Below are 15,736 nucleotides of genomic sequence, written 5' to 3'. Positions count from 1 at the left end.
GCGGGGGCCGGTCGTGAGACCGGCCCCCCTTTTTACATCATCTATACCTGGAGGCTTCATCTATGGAAACCATTCTCCACCTGCTCCCCCTCACCCCGGAAGAGCAGGACCGCTTCCGTACCGCCGCTCCCAGCGAGGAGCACCTCTTTCTCCCCACCAGCGACCGCCGAGGTGCTGCCGCCATCCCCCAGGACTGGCGGGAACGCACCACCATCCTCATGGGTTTCGTTCCCCCGGCAGATCTCAAAACCTTCCCCCGGCTGAAATGGGTCCAGAGCTGGAACGCTGGTGTGGACCCCTATCTGGCCCCGGGCGTGCTGCCCGAGGGGGTGCTCCTTACCTGCGCCGCCGGAGCCTACGGCCCCGCCGTCTCCGAGCATCTGCTGGCCATGCTGCTGGCCATCTACAAGCGGCTGCCCGCCTACCGGGATCAGCAAAACGCCCACACCTGGGCCGATTTAGGCCACGTCCACTCCCCGCGGGGGCAGACCGTTCTGGTGGGCGGTACCGGCGACATCGGCCGCCACTTCGCCCACCTGTGCCGGGCGCTGGGGGCCAAAACCGTCATGGGCCTCCACCGCTCCGACGCTTCCGTGGAGGACTTCGACCAGACTTTCCCCCTGTCCACCATCGACTGCCTGCTTCCCCAGGCCGATGTGGTGGCCCTGGTCCTCCCCCATAACAGGGATACCGCCGGACTCATGGACCGTCGCCGTCTGCTGCTGATGAAGTCCGATGCCGTGCTTCTCAACGCCGGCCGGGGCTCTGCCATCGACTGTGCCGCCCTGGCGGAAGTCCTGTCCCAGGGGCATCTGCTGGGGGCGGGACTGGATGTCACCGACCCGGAGCCCCTCCCTCCGGATCACCCTCTCTGGAGCGCTCCCCGGGCCCTCATCACCCCCCACACCGCCGGAGGCTACAACCATATGCAGGTCACCCTGGATCAGCTCCAGGCCCTGTTTTTGGACAATCTGGACCGCTTTTTGTCCGGCCAGCCCCTTCGCAGCCGCATGAAATAAAACCTCTGTTGACATACCTCGGGTTTCTAGGTATAATATACCTAGAAACCCGAGGTATTGTTTTTGATCTGAAAGGAGGTTTCCCATGAAAGCGGATAAATCCCTGCTGTCTGGCAGCACCACCCTGCTGGTACTCTCTCTCCTGTCCGGAGAGGACAAGTACGGCTACCAGATGATCGCCGAGCTGGAGGCCAAGAGCGACCACACCTTCTCCATGAAGGAGGGCACCCTCTACCCCATTCTCCACACCCTGGAGAAGGAGGGGGCGGTCCAGTCCTACGAGAAGGAGGCCCCCACCGGCCGCACCCGCAAGTATTACCACATCACAAAAAAGGGCTTTCGGCTGCTGGATGAGAAGAAGAAGGAGTGGACCACCTTCTCCCAGGCGGTGAACGCGGTGCTGGCCGGGTCCGCCCCGGCCATGGCCTGATGGACGCCCCCGGCGGTTCCCGGCTCACCATAAACCAATTCTGCGGTCAGGTATGTTCCTTCGTCCGGTTCTCTCCCGACCACGACGCCATTTCCGCAGAGCTAACCGGCCACATGGAGGAGCACCGGGACACCCTGCTGGAGGCCTATCCAAACATGACCCTGTGGGACGCCGAGTCCAGGGCCGTCCGGGCCATGGGAGACCCGGAAGAACTGGGCCGCTGGCTGGATCAGATCCATCATCCCCTGTTGGGCTGGTTTCAGATCTGGTTCCGCCGGGTGGTGTGGACTCTGGCCATCCTCATCCTGCTCTTCGCCCTACCCCAGGCAAAAGAGACGGTCACTAACCTGATCGCGCCCCCCAGTTACGACGGTGTGGGGATGGGCTATCTTCTGGAGCATTATGACGAGCACGACGTGGTGGCCGATTTCACCCCCGGCGCTGTTTGGCAGTATGAGAGCTACACCTTCTCCATCCAGCGGGCGGTTGTCACACACTCGGAGACCAGCGTATACCGTGACGAGGCCTTGCATCTGAGCTATCTGCTGAAGGTGACCCACTCCAACCCCTGGCAGCGGGGGCCGGAATTCCGGGAATGGCTGTGGGCCGAGGACGATCTGGGCAACCGCTACCCCTCCAGAGGTGAGCAGGGGCTGTACCAGCTGCCCACCTCCGCCGGGGATTCCTCCGGCAATCCATCCGCCGTCTATCCCTTCGCCTCCTACTATGATCTATGGGTGGGGGGTATTGATCCGGAGGCAACCTCCGTCACCCTCCACTTTGACCGCTTCGGAGAGAACGCCATCTCTCTGACCCTGCCGCTGAAAGGAGGGGACTGACATGGCCAGATCCTTTGTCACCCCCGCCCAGCGGAAGCGCCGCATCCTCCGGGACGCCCTGCTGCTGGCAGTAGTCCTGGTGGTGCTGATACTCCGGCTGGACTTTCCCATCCTCACCGCCGAACAGGCCCTGGAGGCCACCCAGGACCGCTATTTCTTCGGCCCCGGGGAGGTCATCACTACTCTGGACTATTCCCGGGAGGCCAACAAAGTCAAGATCGGCCAGTACGACCGCTACTACATTCTCCGCCACGGGGACTGGTACGCCTGGTGCGGCGTCAACCACTACGGCCTGTTCTGGCAGACCGGCGGCCTGGACGCTGTGGAGAACGATCCGGACCTGCCTCTGGTACCTCTGGTGGTCAGCGACTGGAACAGCGGAGCTGTGCTGGTGATCTCCAACGACCCAGAGATCACCCAGGTGGAGATCACGTTCCCCATTTCTGCTGAAACAAAGCAGGGCTACACCCTGCTCTCCGCCAGCCAGACCGAGAGTACAGAGAACTGCTTCCTGATCCCCTATACATCAGGTCCCGGCTTCTTCTTTCCGGAGGACCTCCAGGTCAAGGGCTACGACGCCGCCGGAGCCCTGCTCTACCAGTCACCCAAACCGGAATCCTGGGCCACCCGTTATGAATTGAGGTGAGTGTATGTCCTCCAATCGCTGCGAGACATTTTGCAGGCAGGTGTGCGCCTTTGTCCGCTTCTCTCCCGACCACGACGCCATCACCGCCGAACTCACCGCCCACCTGGAGGACCACCGGGACGCTCTACTGGAACTTCACCCTGACCTGCCCCCGGAGGAGGCCGAAGCGGCGGCAGTGAGTGCCATGGGAGACCCGGTGGAATTGGGCCGGGCCCTGAATGAGAGCCACAGTCCCCTACTGGGGTGGTTTCAGATCTGGTTCCGCCGACTGGTTTGGGGCCTGGCGGTGCTGGTGCTGCTTCTTACGTTACCCCAATTGGGGCAGCTGATCACCAATCTGACCGCCCCTCTCCAATACGATGGCCATATTGAAAACCTGCTGGAGCATTATGAGGCGTTTGATGTGGTATCCGATGACACTCCAGGTGCTGTGGGACAGTACCGGGACTATGATTTTTCCGTTCCGCGGGCCATCGTATTCCGGAACTCCGGCAGCAACACTCTGACGCTGCGCTATCTCCTGAAGGTGTCCCATCCCAACCCCTGGCAGGGTCGGCCGGAATTTATGGACTGGCTTTGGGCGGAGGACGATTTGGGCAACACCTATCCCTCTGAATGTCAGGTGGTACCCTATCAATTTTCTGATATTCACTCCGGAGGAAGCCTTACCAATTCGTATTTTTTTGCCTCCTATTACGGGCTGTGGGTAGACAACATCCCCCTAGAGGCCACCTCCGTCACCCTTCACTTTGACCGCTACGGAGAGGATATTCTCTATTTCACCCTGCCCCTGAAAGGAGGCGCATAACATGGTCAGACGCTTTGTCACGCCTGCCCAGCGTAAGCGCCGCATCGTCCGGGACACTCTGCTGCTTGTAATCATCCTGGTGATACTGACGCTCCGGCTTGACTTCCCCGTCCTCACCGCCAATCAGGCTCTGGAGGCCACTCAGGCCCGCTACTTTTTCGGTCCTGGGGAAGTCATAAGCACCCAGGATTATTCCATAAACCATCTTGTCAGCCGGCTCTTTGTCCGGAGCAGTGACCGGGTCGGCAGCTATGACCGCTACTACATCCTCCGCAACGGGGACTGGTACGCCTGGTGCGGAATCAACCGCCGCCTTCTGTTGTTCTGGCAGACCGGTGAACTGGGCGCTGTGGAAAATGATCCGGATCTTCCCCTAGTTCCCCTCATCGTCAGCAATCAGTATAACGGGATTGTACTGGTAATCTCCAATGATCCAGAGATCACTCAGGTGGAGATCACGTTCCCTATTTCTGCCGAAACAAAACAGGGCTACACCCTGCTCTCCGCCAGCCAGACCCAGAGCACGGAGAACTGCTTCCTGATTCCCTATACGTCAGGCCCCGGCTTTGTCTTTCCGGAGGATCTCCAGGTCAAGGGCTACGACGCCGCCGGAGCCTTGCGCTACCAATCCCCTATACCGGAATCCTGGGCCACCCATTATGAATTGAGGTGAGTGTATGGCCTCCAATCGCTGCGAGACATTTTGCAGACAGGTGTGTGCCTTTGTCCGCTTCTCTCCCGACCACGACGCCATCACCGCCGAACTCACCGCCCACCTGGAGGACCACCGGGACGCCCTGCTGGAACTTCACCCCGACCTACTCCCGGAGGAGGCCGAAGAGGCAGCTGTTCTGGCTATGGGAGACCCGGAAGAACTGGGCCGGGCCCTGAATGAGAGCCACAGTCTCCTGCTGGGGTGGTTCCAGATCTGGTTTCAAGCGGTGGTGTGGTTCTTGTCAGCCATCATTATAATATTTTCCCTGTTCCACCTGCCCGGCACCTTGGAGAACCTGACCGGAAAGCCCGATTCTGTCAGCAGCGATCCCGCCCTCTACTTTGAGCGTCATGTCCACCCGGACAATCTGGTGGCTCAGTATGAGACCAATGCTGTCTATCAGGACCCGCCCTATACCTACACCATAAAACAGGTCGGCATTGAGAACTACTCCGGCGCCCGCTATGTGGACTGTATCCTTCAGGTAACGCAATCCAATCCCTGGCTGCGCTGTCCCGCCTTTGGCTATGACTTGTGGGCGGAGGACGATGTGGGCAACCGCTATCCCTCTCCCCGGGAGTGGCAGGCTCTGGACGAAACCGTCTTTTCCAGAGTGCAGGTCAGCACCCCCATGGGTGATTTCCCCTTTGCCACTCACTACTGCCTCACCGTCACCAATGTGGACCCGGCAGCCTCCCAGTTGACCTTCCGCTTCGACCGCTATGGAGAAGTCCGCCTCTCCCTCACCGTTCCGCTGAAGGGAGGCGAAGCAGATGGCTGAACGTTCCATCTCCCGGCGAGGCCGCAAATGGCGCATCCTGCGGGACGCCGTAGTCCTGCTGCTTACTCTGGTTTTCCTGGCCGTCACCCTGGATTTCCCCATGCTTACCGCTGAACAGGCCCTGCGGGCCACCCAGACCCGGTATTACTGGGAGGACGGCCAGGTGGTGGCGGATCTGGGGTCCGGCCCTCTCTATGACCGCCAGTACCTGCTGCGCATGGGAAACTGGTACGCCTGGTGTGGTCTGTCCCGGGAAGGGCTGCTCTGGGATTCCGGCACGCTTGTGTCCCTTTACCGGGACCCGGAACAACCGCTGAGTGCCGTCACACCCTACAGTTGGGGGGCTGTTCTGGTGCTGGCCGGTGACCCGGACATTGTCCAGGTGGAGGTGGAGTACCCGGTGTTGGTCTCTGAGTCGGACGCCGGCAGAGTCTATGGCCTGAATACCCTCCGCCAGGGCCCGGTGGCAGACGGCTGCTTCTGGTTTCAGCTCACCGGGAACCTGCTCCCCGCCTATTATATGGACCGTATCCGCCTCCGTGGCTACGACGCCGACGGAAGGCTGATCTACCAGTCCCCTGAACCGGAATCCTGGACGACTCGTTATGAACTGAGGTGAGTGTATGTCCTCCAAAACCTTTGATAGTTTCTGCGATCAGGTGTGTGCATCTATCCGCTGGCCTCCCGCCCGGCATCTGGCCCGGGAAGAGCTGACCGCCCACCTGGAGGACCACGCCGCCGCGCTGGAGGAGAAAGGGATCTCTGCTGAGGAGGCCGCAGTCCAGGCCGTGGAAGCCATGGGAGACCCACAGGAGATCGGCCGCCAGCTGGACCGCTGTCACAGCCCTCTGCTCCCCCGGCTGTCCAAAATCTTTGCCCTGTGCGCCTGCGCCCTCTTTCTCATCGGCTTCTGCGCCAGCGTTCTGCATCAGACTGGTTTCTTCCGCTATGAAACCGTGCTGCTGCCCACCCCCACCCTGCCCGGCTGGGACGATGGAGACCTGCTCTGCGAGGGAGATGCCCAGGGCGGCGGCCATGTGGGGGGCTATACCATCCAGGCCAAAGACGCCGCTCTGGTCCACCGCCCCAGCACCAAATTCCGCCCCTCCATGCTGGAAATCCAGGCCGCTGTCACCGTCTCCCACTGGCAGCCCTGGCTGGACCACCTGACCCCCTCCATCCCCGCCGTCTGGACCGACTCCGACGGCGCCTCCGGTACGGTCTCCTGTTGCCCCATGGCCTCCACCCTTCTGGCTCAAAACTGGTATCTGGTTCTGGAGGACCCCACCCCCGGCTGCAGCTGGTTCTCCGTCACTCTGGGCAGGCCCGGCGATCAATGCACCCTGGAAATCACTCTGGATGAGGAGGTGCCTCCGGCATGAAACACTTTCGCTATTACATCCTGCCCCGCCTCCTGCTGGTCCTGAGTATCATAGCCGCTCTGTTCTGTCTCTTCTTCCTGTGGCTTTCACTGGATGCCCCGCTCCCCTCCCCGGCCGCCATCTGCGCCCGGATAGATCGGGAAAACTACAGCTCCGGCGGCGAGATCGTGGCCTCCGGCCCCATCGATATGACGGAGGAAGGGATCATCATCAAAAGTGATTATACCGACCGGGACTGCTGGTGGTTCATACGCCGCAGCGGCGATCGCTTTCAGCTCCAGGTGCTGGAGCGGCTGGCCGGGTTCCTGTGGCGCCCATTGGACCGCGCTACCCGTGGCCGTTCCTATCAGCTCTCCCTCCAGGATCAGCCCATCGGATGTACCTTTGATGTCTTTCAGCTGACCTCCCTGGATGGCTTCTCTGGTATGGATGCCTCAAAGGTCATTCCCATCCTCCTCTGTGCGGACCCCGCTGTGGTGCGGGTGGAGGCCCAACTGGTTGCCCTGTCAGAGGAGGACTGGGCCAATCCACAGGCCGCCATCGCCCAGCGCGGAGTCTCCCCCACCTTCACCAAGGCGGGAGACGGAGTATGGGTAGGTCCCTCCCCCTATGTCCTGATCCCCTGGGCATCCCCCAAGAGCAGCGGCTATCTCGTGGCCTTCTGCCAGGGCTATGACGCCGACGGCAATCTGGTCTGCTCCTATGATCCCACCAAAGACAGGGAATGAGGTGAATCCGCCTTGTGCCAGCCATTTGAACAATTCTGCGACCAGGTGTGTTCTGTCATCCGACTGCCGCTGGCAAAACGTCTGGCCCGGGAAGAGCTGACCGCTCACCTGGAGGATCACGCCGCCGCACTGGAGGAACAGGGCATCGAACCTGAGGTAGCCGCCCGCCGGGCGGTGGAGGCCATGGGAGATCCCTATCAGATCGGCCATGAGCTGGACCGCTGCCACAGTCCTCTGGTCCCCGGCCTGACCGCCCTCTTCACCGTGCTGGGCGTCATGCTCATTCTGGTCAGCACCGTGGCCAGCGGCCTGCATCAGACCGGCCTCTTTGCCCACACCTCCCTGCTCCCGCCCTCCTGCACCCTTCCCTCCCAGCCGGACGAAACTCTGGTGGTCTCCGGCTCCGCCTCCGGCAGCGGAACGGTGGGAGGCTATACTGTCACCGCCCACGACGCCGCCCTGATCCGCACGCCGGATTACCCCGACCATCCTCAGCTGGAACTCCAGGTTTCCCTCTCGGTCTCCCACTGGCAGCTGTGGCTGGATAACCTGGAACTGTACCAGGTGCCCTGTACCTGGATCGACTCCACCGGTGCCACCGGGGAGGCCTATTGCTCCACCTGGTCCACCTCGCCCTTGGCCGCCAGCGGGTATCTCACCATCACCGATCCCACCCCCGGCGCCCAATGGTTCACCATCACCCTGGGCAAACCCGGCGACCAGATCATACTCCGCATTGAGCTGGAGGAGGAGGTGCCGTTTTCATGACCCATTTTCGCTACTATACCCTACCCCGCATCCGCTGGGCCTTGAGCATCCTGCTGCTGTGCCTGGGACTGCTCTCCGTCTGGGTAGCCCTGGATACTCCCCTCCCCTCCTCCGCCGCCGCGTGTGAGCGTCTGAACCGGGAACACTATGTGATAGATAACACCATCCTGGCCTCCGGCCCCATCCAATACCAGGAGCTCCGGGGTGACTATGTACCAAAAAGCACCTGGTGGTTTGTGGGCCGCCAGGGGGACACCGTGCAGTTTTACACCCTGGACCGGCTGGCCGGTTTCCTGTGGCGGCCTGCGGACACCCTTCCCTTTTGGCAGCTGGATCTCACCCAGCAGGAAGATCCCATTTACTGCAATCTGTTCGGCTCTCAACCCAATATTGGCCTTGCCTTTGAGGCCACCCCCGTGGTGATCTGCACCGATCCCAGGGTGGTGCGGGTAGAGGCCCAGCTGATTTCTCTGGGTGCCAGTGAACGGGCCGATCCCCAGGCCGCCATCGACAGCCACGGCGTCTCTCCCACCTTTACCCAGGTGGCTGACGGCGTGTGGGCCGCTCCCTCCACCCTGGCACCCGGCCCATCCGATGACAGCGTTGCCATCTGGCTGGCCTGGTGCCAGGGCTATGACGCCGACGGTAATTTGATCTGCCAGGATTCCCCTACTTCCTGACCTGCTGGCAACTCTTCCAATGATTTACTTGCAGCCCTGTTGATGCTAACATTGCCTTGGGTGACCGGACCCTCTGTCCGGCCACACCGGGCAATATGGAACAGGAGGTCGGTCATTGTGAAGAAAAGCCAGTGGATGGGCCACGGGATGGCCCTGGTCTGCGTTGTGGTCTGGGGCTCCACTTTTATGGTGAGTAAGGGCCTGATGACCTTCCTCCAGCCCGTCCAGCTGATGCTGCTCCGCTTCATTCTGGCCTATCTTCTACTGTGGGTCCTCCATCCCAAGTGGTATTTCCGCTGGCGGGAGGAGTGGCGTTTCCTCCTGTTGGCCCTGTTTTCCAACACCCTCTACTGTCTGGCGGAAACCAACGCCATCACCCTGACCCAGACCTCCAACGTGAGCATCCTGGTCTCCACGTCCCCCATCATGATGGCCCTGCTTCTGGCGGTCATCCGGAAGGAGGAGCATCTGAAGCGGGGCCAGATCACCGGCTACGCCGTGGCCTTCGTGGGCGTGGTGCTGGTGGTCCTCAACGGTATGACCGCCCTCCATCTTCGGCCCCTGGGAGATCTGCTGGCCCTGTCCGCCGCCGCCTCCTGGTCGGTCTACTGCCTGCTGCTGCGCCGGTGGTCCCCGCTGTACGACGGCCTGCTCATCACCAGAAAGCTGATGTTTTACGGCATCCTGACGGTGCTTCCTCTGGTCCTGCTGGACGGTCATCCCATCCCCTTTGAATCGGTGTTCACCTGGGAAAATGGGCTGAAGCTGATGTATCTGGGCTTTGTGGGCAGCGCTCTATGCTACCTGTTCTGGAATAAGGCCACTCAGAAGATCAGCGTGCTGAAAGCCAGCCTGTACATCTACATGGTCCCCCTGGTTACCCTGGTGGTCAGCGCCGTGGCCCTCCATGAAACCATCACCGTCACCGGCGTGATCGGCATTTTCCTGGTGATTGCCGGCATGGTCCTGGGCACGCTTTAAACTACATAACCAACAAGAAGCACAGACGGTCAAACAGGCCGGTCTGTGCTTCTTCTGTTTGTTCTCCCCACCGGCTGTTACTCCACCATCTTCTCCAGTTCCTCCCAGGTGGGTCCCAAAGTCTCGATCTCGCCCCAAGTGGAAAACTTCTGTTCCATCAGTGCCCAGGTGATATACCAGTACACATATTCTACACCCAAATGGGCGGGCAGAATGCTCTCAATGATCTCCCGCAATTCTTCAAACCCATCGGGGATTCCGGGTACATCAGGGAAGTAAACCTCCACCGTCCCCGCCTTTCCGGTCTCTCTGGCCTGGGCATTGATGCCGCAACCTTTCAGATTGTCATTGATGGCCGCCAGAGTGAAGCTGTCTCCACCGATGCGGAGCAGGGCGGCCAAGGCCGCCCGCCGCATTTCCAGATCGGCGGTCACCGGCCGCCGGGTCAGCAGGCTCTCCACAGCCTCCAGCCCCCGGTCCTCCGCCGTGGAGAGCAGCATCTCCCGCTGGATCTCCTCCAGACCAGCTTCCACGCCGTCCAGCGCCTGACCCTGGGCCTCCAGCTCCCCGCCGTTGGCGGTGCCCTCCAGTTCATAAACCCGCAGGGGCCGCAGCAGTTCCTTCAGATATTGTGCATATCCGCTCATACCGTCCCCTCCGTACGGGTGACCGAGACAGTGTTCAGTTGGGGCAGTACATCGTGCTCCACCGTCACATCGGCGGCGGGGGCGGTAAGTGTGTAGTTTTCCACTCCGTCCACCTCATAGATCAGCTGGCCCAGCTTAGCCCGCAGGATGTTCTGGCCCAGTCGCTGTCCATTAAACCAGCTCCGAATGGCCTGCTCCACATTCTGCCGCACCGTCTCCCCGTCCCGGTTGGCCGCTGTCTGGATCTGAGCGGTCACATCCACATTCTGTACTTCCGGGGCACGCACCTGCACATCCACGGCGATCTCCCGCCGCTCCTCAAAATAGGCCTGCAATTCCTCCAGCAGCTCCTCATCGGGCACTCCGGCAGCGGTAGCCACAACCACATCCACCGAGCCCACCCCTCTGGGCCGGGACACCACCGCCGCAGCCGCCACCTGAGGAAAGGACATGGCGCTCTGCTCATAGTAGGCGGCGTTTGCTCCGTTGGGCATCCGCTGGAAGGTCTCCAGCACTCTGGCCCGCAGGGTCTCGTCGTCCTCCGCATCCAGGCCGCCGGAGAATCCCTCCGGATTGGTACACCGGCTGACCCCCACCGGGGCCACTGCCATGGCCCGGATGGCGCCTGCCGCCACATTGCCCGCCGTCCCCGGCTCCAGGGCGGTTGCCGGGGCGTCCATCTGGGTTTCACCGGCCTGGAGGGTAACCTCCTGGGTGGTCTCAAAACGGATCAGCCCCGCCGTCATACACACCGTCCCCGCCGGGATGGTCAGATCAGCCTGGGCGGCACTGTCCGTCTGGAAACGAATTGTCCCCTCCGCCGCCACAGCCTCACGGCGTTCCAGGCCCCGCAGCTGGGCGTGCTTGTCCAGATATTCCCCCTCCGCACTCTGGGGAAAGCACTGGCGGTTTAACCAGTCGGCCTGAATGTACAGGGCGTAGATCTGGGCAGCCACGGCGTACAGCCGCACCGCCATATCTCCGTCTCCGGCCAGAGCAATCCCCGTCTCTTTCTCAAAGATGGCCGTCATCTCTCCATAGATCTCGTCAATGGATCTCACCAAATCCCTCCCGTCTCAACCGACAGCTTCAGCTCCTCCCCCTGCCAGGTCAGCGCCACCTCCATGGTGCCGTCCTCCTTCAGGCTCACGGCAGTCACCGTCAGGTCAGGCTCGTCCTCCAGGGCCTGGGCCACATATTGCTGGGCCAGGTTCTGTCGCTGGGCGGGCTTGCAGCGGCCCAGCTGGTAGAGCTGGCTGCCCAGGTTGGGCAGAAAGGGGAAGCTGCCCCGCGGGATGGACAGCTTCCACAGCACCCTCTGGAGCAGCTCCTGGCTGCCCTCCGCCCGCCGGTAGCCGCCCCCCTCGTCGGGCACATAGTCGCCGTCCCTTACCATCAGTTCCATCTGCTCACTCCCTCGTCATGACCTCCTTGCCGTTGACCAGCAGTTTGCCGGTCACGGACACCGTGCCGTCCATGCCCAGGCGAATGGAGGTGCCTCCGCTGTAGAGCAGCACCTCACCTTCTGCCACGCCGTACTCCTCGGCACACCGTGCCCCCGCTACGCAGGGGGCCTCACCGTCGGCGCCGGTCTTGAGGACCAGCACCTGGTCACCCCGGGCTGGCCGCCATACATAGCCGCCGGGGGCAAATACCGGCAGGTCACGCCGCTCGCCGTCCAGGCATACCCCTGCCGGGTCGCCCCCCAGGGTAACGGTGCCCACCTGAGAACCTCCATCTTTTCTTCTACGCCGCTGCTGCTGTGCCAGCCACATCTTGTCTCCCTCCTACTTCAATGCCGCCGGGTCCCCCAGCACCAGCCGGGTGTAGGTTCCCTTTTCGTCCATTCCGCTCACCATTTCCGCTACCCGCCAGGTGCCCCGGCCTACCGGCTTGTTCAGGTGGACTTCCACCAGCTCCCCCGGCCAGGCCACAAAGGTCCCGGGCAATTCCAGCTCCAGCTGCCGCAGTTCCTCCGCCGACCGCTCCAGCTGGTAGTTGCCGGAATAGCGCATGGTCTGATAACTGCTCTTCCCCGGCATGGTAAGCACCCTCCGGCACCGTCCGCCCCGCCGGGCGAAGTCCTCGTTTTCCACCGTCTGCACCGCCCCGGTGGTCCTGTCACGCACCAGGATCTGGGACAGAACGCCGTACCGCTGATCCCGCAGGGTAAGTGCGGTCACCCCCGTGTCCTCGGACAGCACCAGCTTCTCCCCTGTCTCCCAAGGGGTGACCACCAGCCGCCCCAGCCGGTCAAACCGGGGGGTAATCCCGCCGTAATACCGGCAGAACTCATAGACCACCTGCCACTCGCTGCTTCCCACCGCCACGGAAAAGCCGGGCACGGCGGTGAGTTTGGCCCCCGGCGCCGCCTCCAGCCCGTAGGGCGTCACATGGTCCCGCAGGATGTCCTGCCAGGTGGCCACCTGGTAGTCCATACCCAGAGCCTCATTGTCCAGCAGCCGGGCCGCCATACCTCGACCAGATATGGTCAAAAAACCGCCCTGTTCATCCCAACCCCGCTCGCACTCGTCCACCAAGCCCGTGAATACCCGCTGACCTCCATCGTCGGCGGTAAAGCTGACTGCCTCCGCCAGCAGATCCTCCTCCGGCTCCCACAGGCAGCGCACCTCGAAGCTGTCGCAGGGGGTGCCCAGCCCATACTGAAACTTCCATTCCGTTACCTGGGGCAGAGCAATCTGACTTCCGTCCCAGCAATGCAGTACGGCCTCCATCACGCCACCCGCACTTTCTGCCCCGGGTAGATCAGGTTGGGATTTTTGATCTGGGGATTGAGGGCGATAAGGTCTGTCAGACTCACTCCATACCGCCGGGCAATCCCCCACATGGTGTCCCCCCGTACCACGGTGTACCACTGCTCTCCGGTGGAACCAGTCTGGGCGGTCCCTCCCGTCGTTCCGCCAGAGGCGGTGGTCACTCGGGTACCTGTGCTGTGCCCACCGAACTCCTCCCAGAAGGTAAAAGTGTACTTCACATAGTCCGCTCTGGGCTCCTGACTGAGGGAGAGCTCCACAAAGTAGGCGTTGGCCGTCTGCCACACCGGATGGACCAGGATACCCGGCCCCTCGTTGTAAAAGACGCTGGCCAACTTCTTGAATTCGTCGTAGGCCCCCTCCCCCACAAACTCTCCTTCTCCTCGCATGATGCGGTAAGAGGGTCCCAGATCCTGCAGGGCATAGTGGCCGAAGGGCACCTCCCTGGCCCCCACCTTCCGCTTGAAGGAGATGGAATACACCCTGGGATTGTGGGGCCATACATAGTTTTTATAGCGCATTGCCGCCAGTCTCACAGCAGTTGAAACCCCCCGTCAAATCTTCGTGCGTCCCGCCGCACCAGCCGGTCCAGCCGCCGCAGCCCATCCTGGCCGCCGTTCTGTTCTCTGCCCGGCGGCTCCAATGTCACCACTTGCGTCTGCCGCTCCGCCACCGGAAGGCCCGCCAGGCTGATCCGTACCGCCTGATCCAGCTCCCGGACAGCCTCCGTCCAGGCCCGGTCAGTCTCCGGCCCGCCATTCGTCCGGCGCTCCCCGGCCTGACCCAGTACGTCTAACCCCGCCGCCCACCGGCGGATATCTCCGCCGGTGACAGTTCCGGAACCGCCCGCCGTCAGAGCCAAACCGGCCCCGTCCCTGCCCTCCAGACTGGACAAGACAGCTTCTTCCGTGTTCTCTCCGCTCTGTCCGGCCTCTTCTTCTCCCACAGCAGGGAGGGGGACCCGCACCGGGCCGGTCTCCCAGGTCTCATCCCTTTCCTCCCGCTCCAGCTGCTGTTCCAGCAGCTGTCCAATATAGTCGATCATGCCCTCTCCCCCCGCATCAGCCGTTCAAACCGCTCCTGATCGAAGGAGGCGTTCTGTCCACCCACGGTGGCCCCCGCCGGCTGTCCGCACACCGGGCAGCACACCTCCTCCGCCTTCTGCCGGCAGGAGGCGCACAGCTGCTCCAGTACTTCCTCCCGGTCCAGCATCAGGTTGAGGGCGCACCACAGGTAGTCTCTGGCCTTCATTTTTTGAGCCCGCTCCTCCGTGGGAAGGGCCCCAAACGTCTTGAGCACACGCCAGCGAAGGCGCTCATAAGGCGTATGCTCCAGGCTTTTTTTAGGGCCCGGGCCTCCTCCCCATCCTCGGGGGAGGGATTTTCCGCCCGGTCCAGCTTATCCCACAGTCGGGCCAACTGGGCTACCTCCCGGGCGCTGAGGTGCTCCAGCACCGCCCGACCTGAGGAGAACAGGGGCTTGCCGTTCTCCTCCAGGGCCCGGGCCAGCAGGCAGGCGTTGGCGCACAGGGCCCGCTCTCCTTCGCCCTGGGCCAGTTCCTCCCCCTCCCGGCGTGCCTCCAGCACCTCCAGGGCGGAGAGCAGCCGCAGCTGGGTGCCGTCCTCCAGGGTCAGCCTGTCCCTCCGGCTCAGCAGCGATTCCATCCCTGTTTCACTCCTCATACCGCCGTCTCGATCCGCTTGGCCGCCACCACCGTGATCTTTTCCACCACCATGGCCCCCAGAGCGCCGGTCTCGCCGATGGCGCTCCACTGGCAGCCAGAGTAGATAATCTTCCGGTCGGGCTTGCAGATCACCAGGCTGAAATCTTCCAGGTCGTGGAAGTTGATGCCATCCCGGATGGCCTCGTCGGTGGCATACAGCCGGGTCAGTTCCAGCACATGGGTGCGCTGTCCGGGGATGGTAGCCACCGGCTCTTCCTCGCCGAAGGCCTCCACGCTCTGGCTGGAGCGGGTGGTTTTGGCGGTGTAGCTCTGGACCACCGCCACCTTCTTCCCGTCGATCTCCAGATAGATGTCGCTGCTGGTGGGAAAACCTGAAATCTTCATGTGCTTCCCTCCTTATACCGTGATGTGGGCGGTGAGCCAGATCTGGTTGAGGCCGTGGGCCACCGTAAAGGTGAAGTCCACCAGACAGACGGTGGGATTTTCCGTGTCCGCCTCCACCGTCACCTGATCGTAGCCGGTGATGATCTCCCTGGCCAGCTTGTTCTCCAGTTCCAGCACCACCTGGGAGCGGATAGCTCCCCGTGTCTGCTCGGTGTTCTTGGTCCTGCGGAACTTGGCCCGCAGGGAGTTGCGAATGGTGGGGATCACGTCATCCACAATGCGGATGGTAGTCAGTTCCCGCCAGGTGGCGTCCTCCGCCTCTCCGGTTTTGGTGCGGGTGGTGACACCCCGCACCACACTGACCACGCCGCTCACGTTCTCCAGGGGAGTGACGCCGCCCCGCACCAGGGTGTCGATCTCCAGATAGATGTCGCTGCTGGTGGGAAAACCTGAAATCTTCATGTGCTTCC

At 62.2% G+C, this 15,736-nt stretch carries 24 protein-coding genes; 13 read left to right on the top strand and 11 right to left on the bottom strand.

Annotated features, from left to right (window positions below; all coding sequences use genetic code 11):
• Nucleotides 1-62: 62 nt before the first annotated feature.
• The 13 genes from B5G06_RS05490 to B5G06_RS05430 all read left to right on the top strand — a co-directional run bounded on the left by B5G06_RS05490 (nucleotide 63) and on the right by B5G06_RS05430 (nucleotide 9,777).
• On the top strand, nucleotides 63-1,019 hold the full coding sequence (locus tag B5G06_RS05490) for a D-2-hydroxyacid dehydrogenase (protein WP_087188089.1): 957 nt from the start codon (nucleotides 63-65) through the stop codon (nucleotides 1,017-1,019).
• An 85-nt stretch (nucleotides 1,020-1,104) separates the two neighbouring features.
• The gene (locus B5G06_RS05485; RefSeq protein ID WP_087188088.1) at nucleotides 1,105-1,449 is read left to right on the top strand and encodes a PadR family transcriptional regulator; all 345 of its coding nucleotides are present in this window, start codon (nucleotides 1,105-1,107) and stop codon (nucleotides 1,447-1,449) included.
• A complete protein-coding gene (locus B5G06_RS05480) occupies nucleotides 1,386-2,288 on the top strand; it encodes a hypothetical protein (protein ID WP_242955359.1) in 903 nt (300 codons plus the stop codon). Before B5G06_RS05485 ends, B5G06_RS05480 begins: the two co-directional genes overlap by 64 nt.
• Nucleotide 2,289: 1 nt before the next feature.
• Entirely contained in the window at nucleotides 2,290-2,934 is a 645-nt protein-coding gene (locus B5G06_RS05475) for a DUF5044 domain-containing protein (RefSeq protein WP_087188086.1), read from the top strand.
• A gap of 4 nt (nucleotides 2,935-2,938) precedes the next feature.
• Entirely contained in the window at nucleotides 2,939-3,742 is an 804-nt protein-coding gene (locus B5G06_RS05470) for a permease prefix domain 1-containing protein (protein WP_087188085.1), read from the top strand.
• Nucleotide 3,743: 1 nt separating this feature from the next.
• Nucleotides 3,744-4,415, top strand: coding sequence for a DUF5044 domain-containing protein (locus B5G06_RS05465; RefSeq protein WP_087188084.1), 672 nt, complete (start codon nucleotides 3,744-3,746; stop codon nucleotides 4,413-4,415).
• A 4-nt stretch (nucleotides 4,416-4,419) separates the two neighbouring features.
• Complete coding sequence (locus tag B5G06_RS05460) at nucleotides 4,420-5,238, top strand: permease prefix domain 1-containing protein (protein ID WP_087188083.1); 819 nt, start codon at nucleotides 4,420-4,422, stop codon at nucleotides 5,236-5,238.
• Nucleotides 5,231-5,857: a DUF5044 domain-containing protein gene (locus tag B5G06_RS05455; RefSeq protein ID WP_087188082.1), complete on the top strand. Its 627-nt coding sequence runs from the start codon at nucleotides 5,231-5,233 to the stop codon at nucleotides 5,855-5,857. Before B5G06_RS05460 ends, B5G06_RS05455 begins: the two co-directional genes overlap by 8 nt.
• 4 nt (nucleotides 5,858-5,861) lie before the next feature.
• Nucleotides 5,862-6,620: a permease prefix domain 1-containing protein gene (locus tag B5G06_RS05450; RefSeq protein WP_087188081.1), complete on the top strand. Its 759-nt coding sequence runs from the start codon at nucleotides 5,862-5,864 to the stop codon at nucleotides 6,618-6,620.
• Nucleotides 6,617-7,348, top strand: coding sequence for a hypothetical protein (locus B5G06_RS05445; protein ID WP_087188080.1), 732 nt, complete (start codon nucleotides 6,617-6,619; stop codon nucleotides 7,346-7,348). The genes B5G06_RS05450 and B5G06_RS05445 overlap by 4 nt, the downstream gene beginning before the upstream one ends.
• A 12-nt stretch (nucleotides 7,349-7,360) precedes the next feature.
• Nucleotides 7,361-8,116 (top strand): permease prefix domain 1-containing protein, encoded by a 756-nt coding sequence (locus tag B5G06_RS05440; RefSeq protein ID WP_087188079.1) that lies wholly within the window; start codon nucleotides 7,361-7,363, stop codon nucleotides 8,114-8,116.
• On the top strand, nucleotides 8,113-8,796 hold the full coding sequence (locus tag B5G06_RS05435; RefSeq protein WP_087188078.1) for a hypothetical protein: 684 nt from the start codon (nucleotides 8,113-8,115) through the stop codon (nucleotides 8,794-8,796). The genes B5G06_RS05440 and B5G06_RS05435 overlap by 4 nt, the downstream gene beginning before the upstream one ends.
• A 117-nt stretch (nucleotides 8,797-8,913) precedes the next feature.
• Nucleotides 8,914-9,777, top strand: coding sequence for a DMT family transporter (locus B5G06_RS05430; protein ID WP_158094664.1), 864 nt, complete (start codon nucleotides 8,914-8,916; stop codon nucleotides 9,775-9,777).
• 77 nt (nucleotides 9,778-9,854) lie between these two features.
• Here B5G06_RS05430 and B5G06_RS05425 read toward each other — a convergent pair whose 3' ends face one another.
• The 11 genes from B5G06_RS05425 to B5G06_RS05375 form a co-directional block, all read right to left on the bottom strand.
• Nucleotides 9,855-10,424, bottom strand: a complete 570-nt coding sequence (locus B5G06_RS05425) for a DUF2313 domain-containing protein (RefSeq protein ID WP_087188076.1) — start codon at nucleotides 10,422-10,424, stop codon at nucleotides 9,855-9,857.
• Nucleotides 10,421-11,485 (bottom strand): baseplate J/gp47 family protein, encoded by a 1,065-nt coding sequence (locus B5G06_RS05420; protein WP_242955358.1) that lies wholly within the window; start codon nucleotides 11,483-11,485, stop codon nucleotides 10,421-10,423. The genes B5G06_RS05425 and B5G06_RS05420 overlap by 4 nt, the downstream gene beginning before the upstream one ends.
• Complete coding sequence (locus B5G06_RS05415) at nucleotides 11,482-11,829, bottom strand: hypothetical protein (protein WP_087188075.1); 348 nt, start codon at nucleotides 11,827-11,829, stop codon at nucleotides 11,482-11,484. Before B5G06_RS05415 ends, B5G06_RS05420 begins: the two co-directional genes overlap by 4 nt.
• Before the next feature lie 4 nt (nucleotides 11,830-11,833).
• Nucleotides 11,834-12,199 (bottom strand): hypothetical protein, encoded by a 366-nt coding sequence (locus tag B5G06_RS05410; RefSeq protein ID WP_087188074.1) that lies wholly within the window; start codon nucleotides 12,197-12,199, stop codon nucleotides 11,834-11,836.
• A 12-nt stretch (nucleotides 12,200-12,211) separates the two neighbouring features.
• Nucleotides 12,212-13,159, bottom strand: coding sequence for a hypothetical protein (locus tag B5G06_RS05405; protein ID WP_087188073.1), 948 nt, complete (start codon nucleotides 13,157-13,159; stop codon nucleotides 12,212-12,214).
• The gene (gene safA, locus B5G06_RS05400; protein WP_343286352.1) at nucleotides 13,159-13,734 is read right to left on the bottom strand and encodes a SafA/ExsA family spore coat assembly protein; all 576 of its coding nucleotides are present in this window, start codon (nucleotides 13,732-13,734) and stop codon (nucleotides 13,159-13,161) included. The genes B5G06_RS05405 and safA overlap by 1 nt, the downstream gene beginning before the upstream one ends.
• Complete coding sequence (locus tag B5G06_RS05395; protein WP_087188071.1) at nucleotides 13,731-14,243, bottom strand: hypothetical protein; 513 nt, start codon at nucleotides 14,241-14,243, stop codon at nucleotides 13,731-13,733. The genes safA and B5G06_RS05395 overlap by 4 nt, the downstream gene beginning before the upstream one ends.
• On the bottom strand, nucleotides 14,240-14,449 hold the full coding sequence (locus B5G06_RS05390; RefSeq protein WP_087188070.1) for a molybdopterin oxidoreductase: 210 nt from the start codon (nucleotides 14,447-14,449) through the stop codon (nucleotides 14,240-14,242). The genes B5G06_RS05395 and B5G06_RS05390 overlap by 4 nt, the downstream gene beginning before the upstream one ends.
• Nucleotides 14,446-14,862 (bottom strand): hypothetical protein, encoded by a 417-nt coding sequence (locus B5G06_RS05385; protein ID WP_242955357.1) that lies wholly within the window; start codon nucleotides 14,860-14,862, stop codon nucleotides 14,446-14,448. The genes B5G06_RS05390 and B5G06_RS05385 overlap by 4 nt, the downstream gene beginning before the upstream one ends.
• Before the next feature lie 14 nt (nucleotides 14,863-14,876).
• Nucleotides 14,877-15,266: a hypothetical protein gene (locus tag B5G06_RS05380; protein ID WP_087188069.1), complete on the bottom strand. Its 390-nt coding sequence runs from the start codon at nucleotides 15,264-15,266 to the stop codon at nucleotides 14,877-14,879.
• A 12-nt stretch (nucleotides 15,267-15,278) separates the two neighbouring features.
• Nucleotides 15,279-15,736, bottom strand: a 458-nt coding sequence (locus tag B5G06_RS05375; RefSeq protein WP_275531980.1) for a phage tail sheath C-terminal domain-containing protein, incomplete at its 5' end; no start/stop codon positions are given.

It is taken from the genome of Flavonifractor sp. An52, assembly GCF_002159385.1.
Taxonomy (GTDB): domain Bacteria; phylum Bacillota; class Clostridia; order Oscillospirales; family Oscillospiraceae; genus Flavonifractor; species Flavonifractor avicola.
This window is presented reverse-complemented; position numbering and strand designations above follow the sequence as displayed.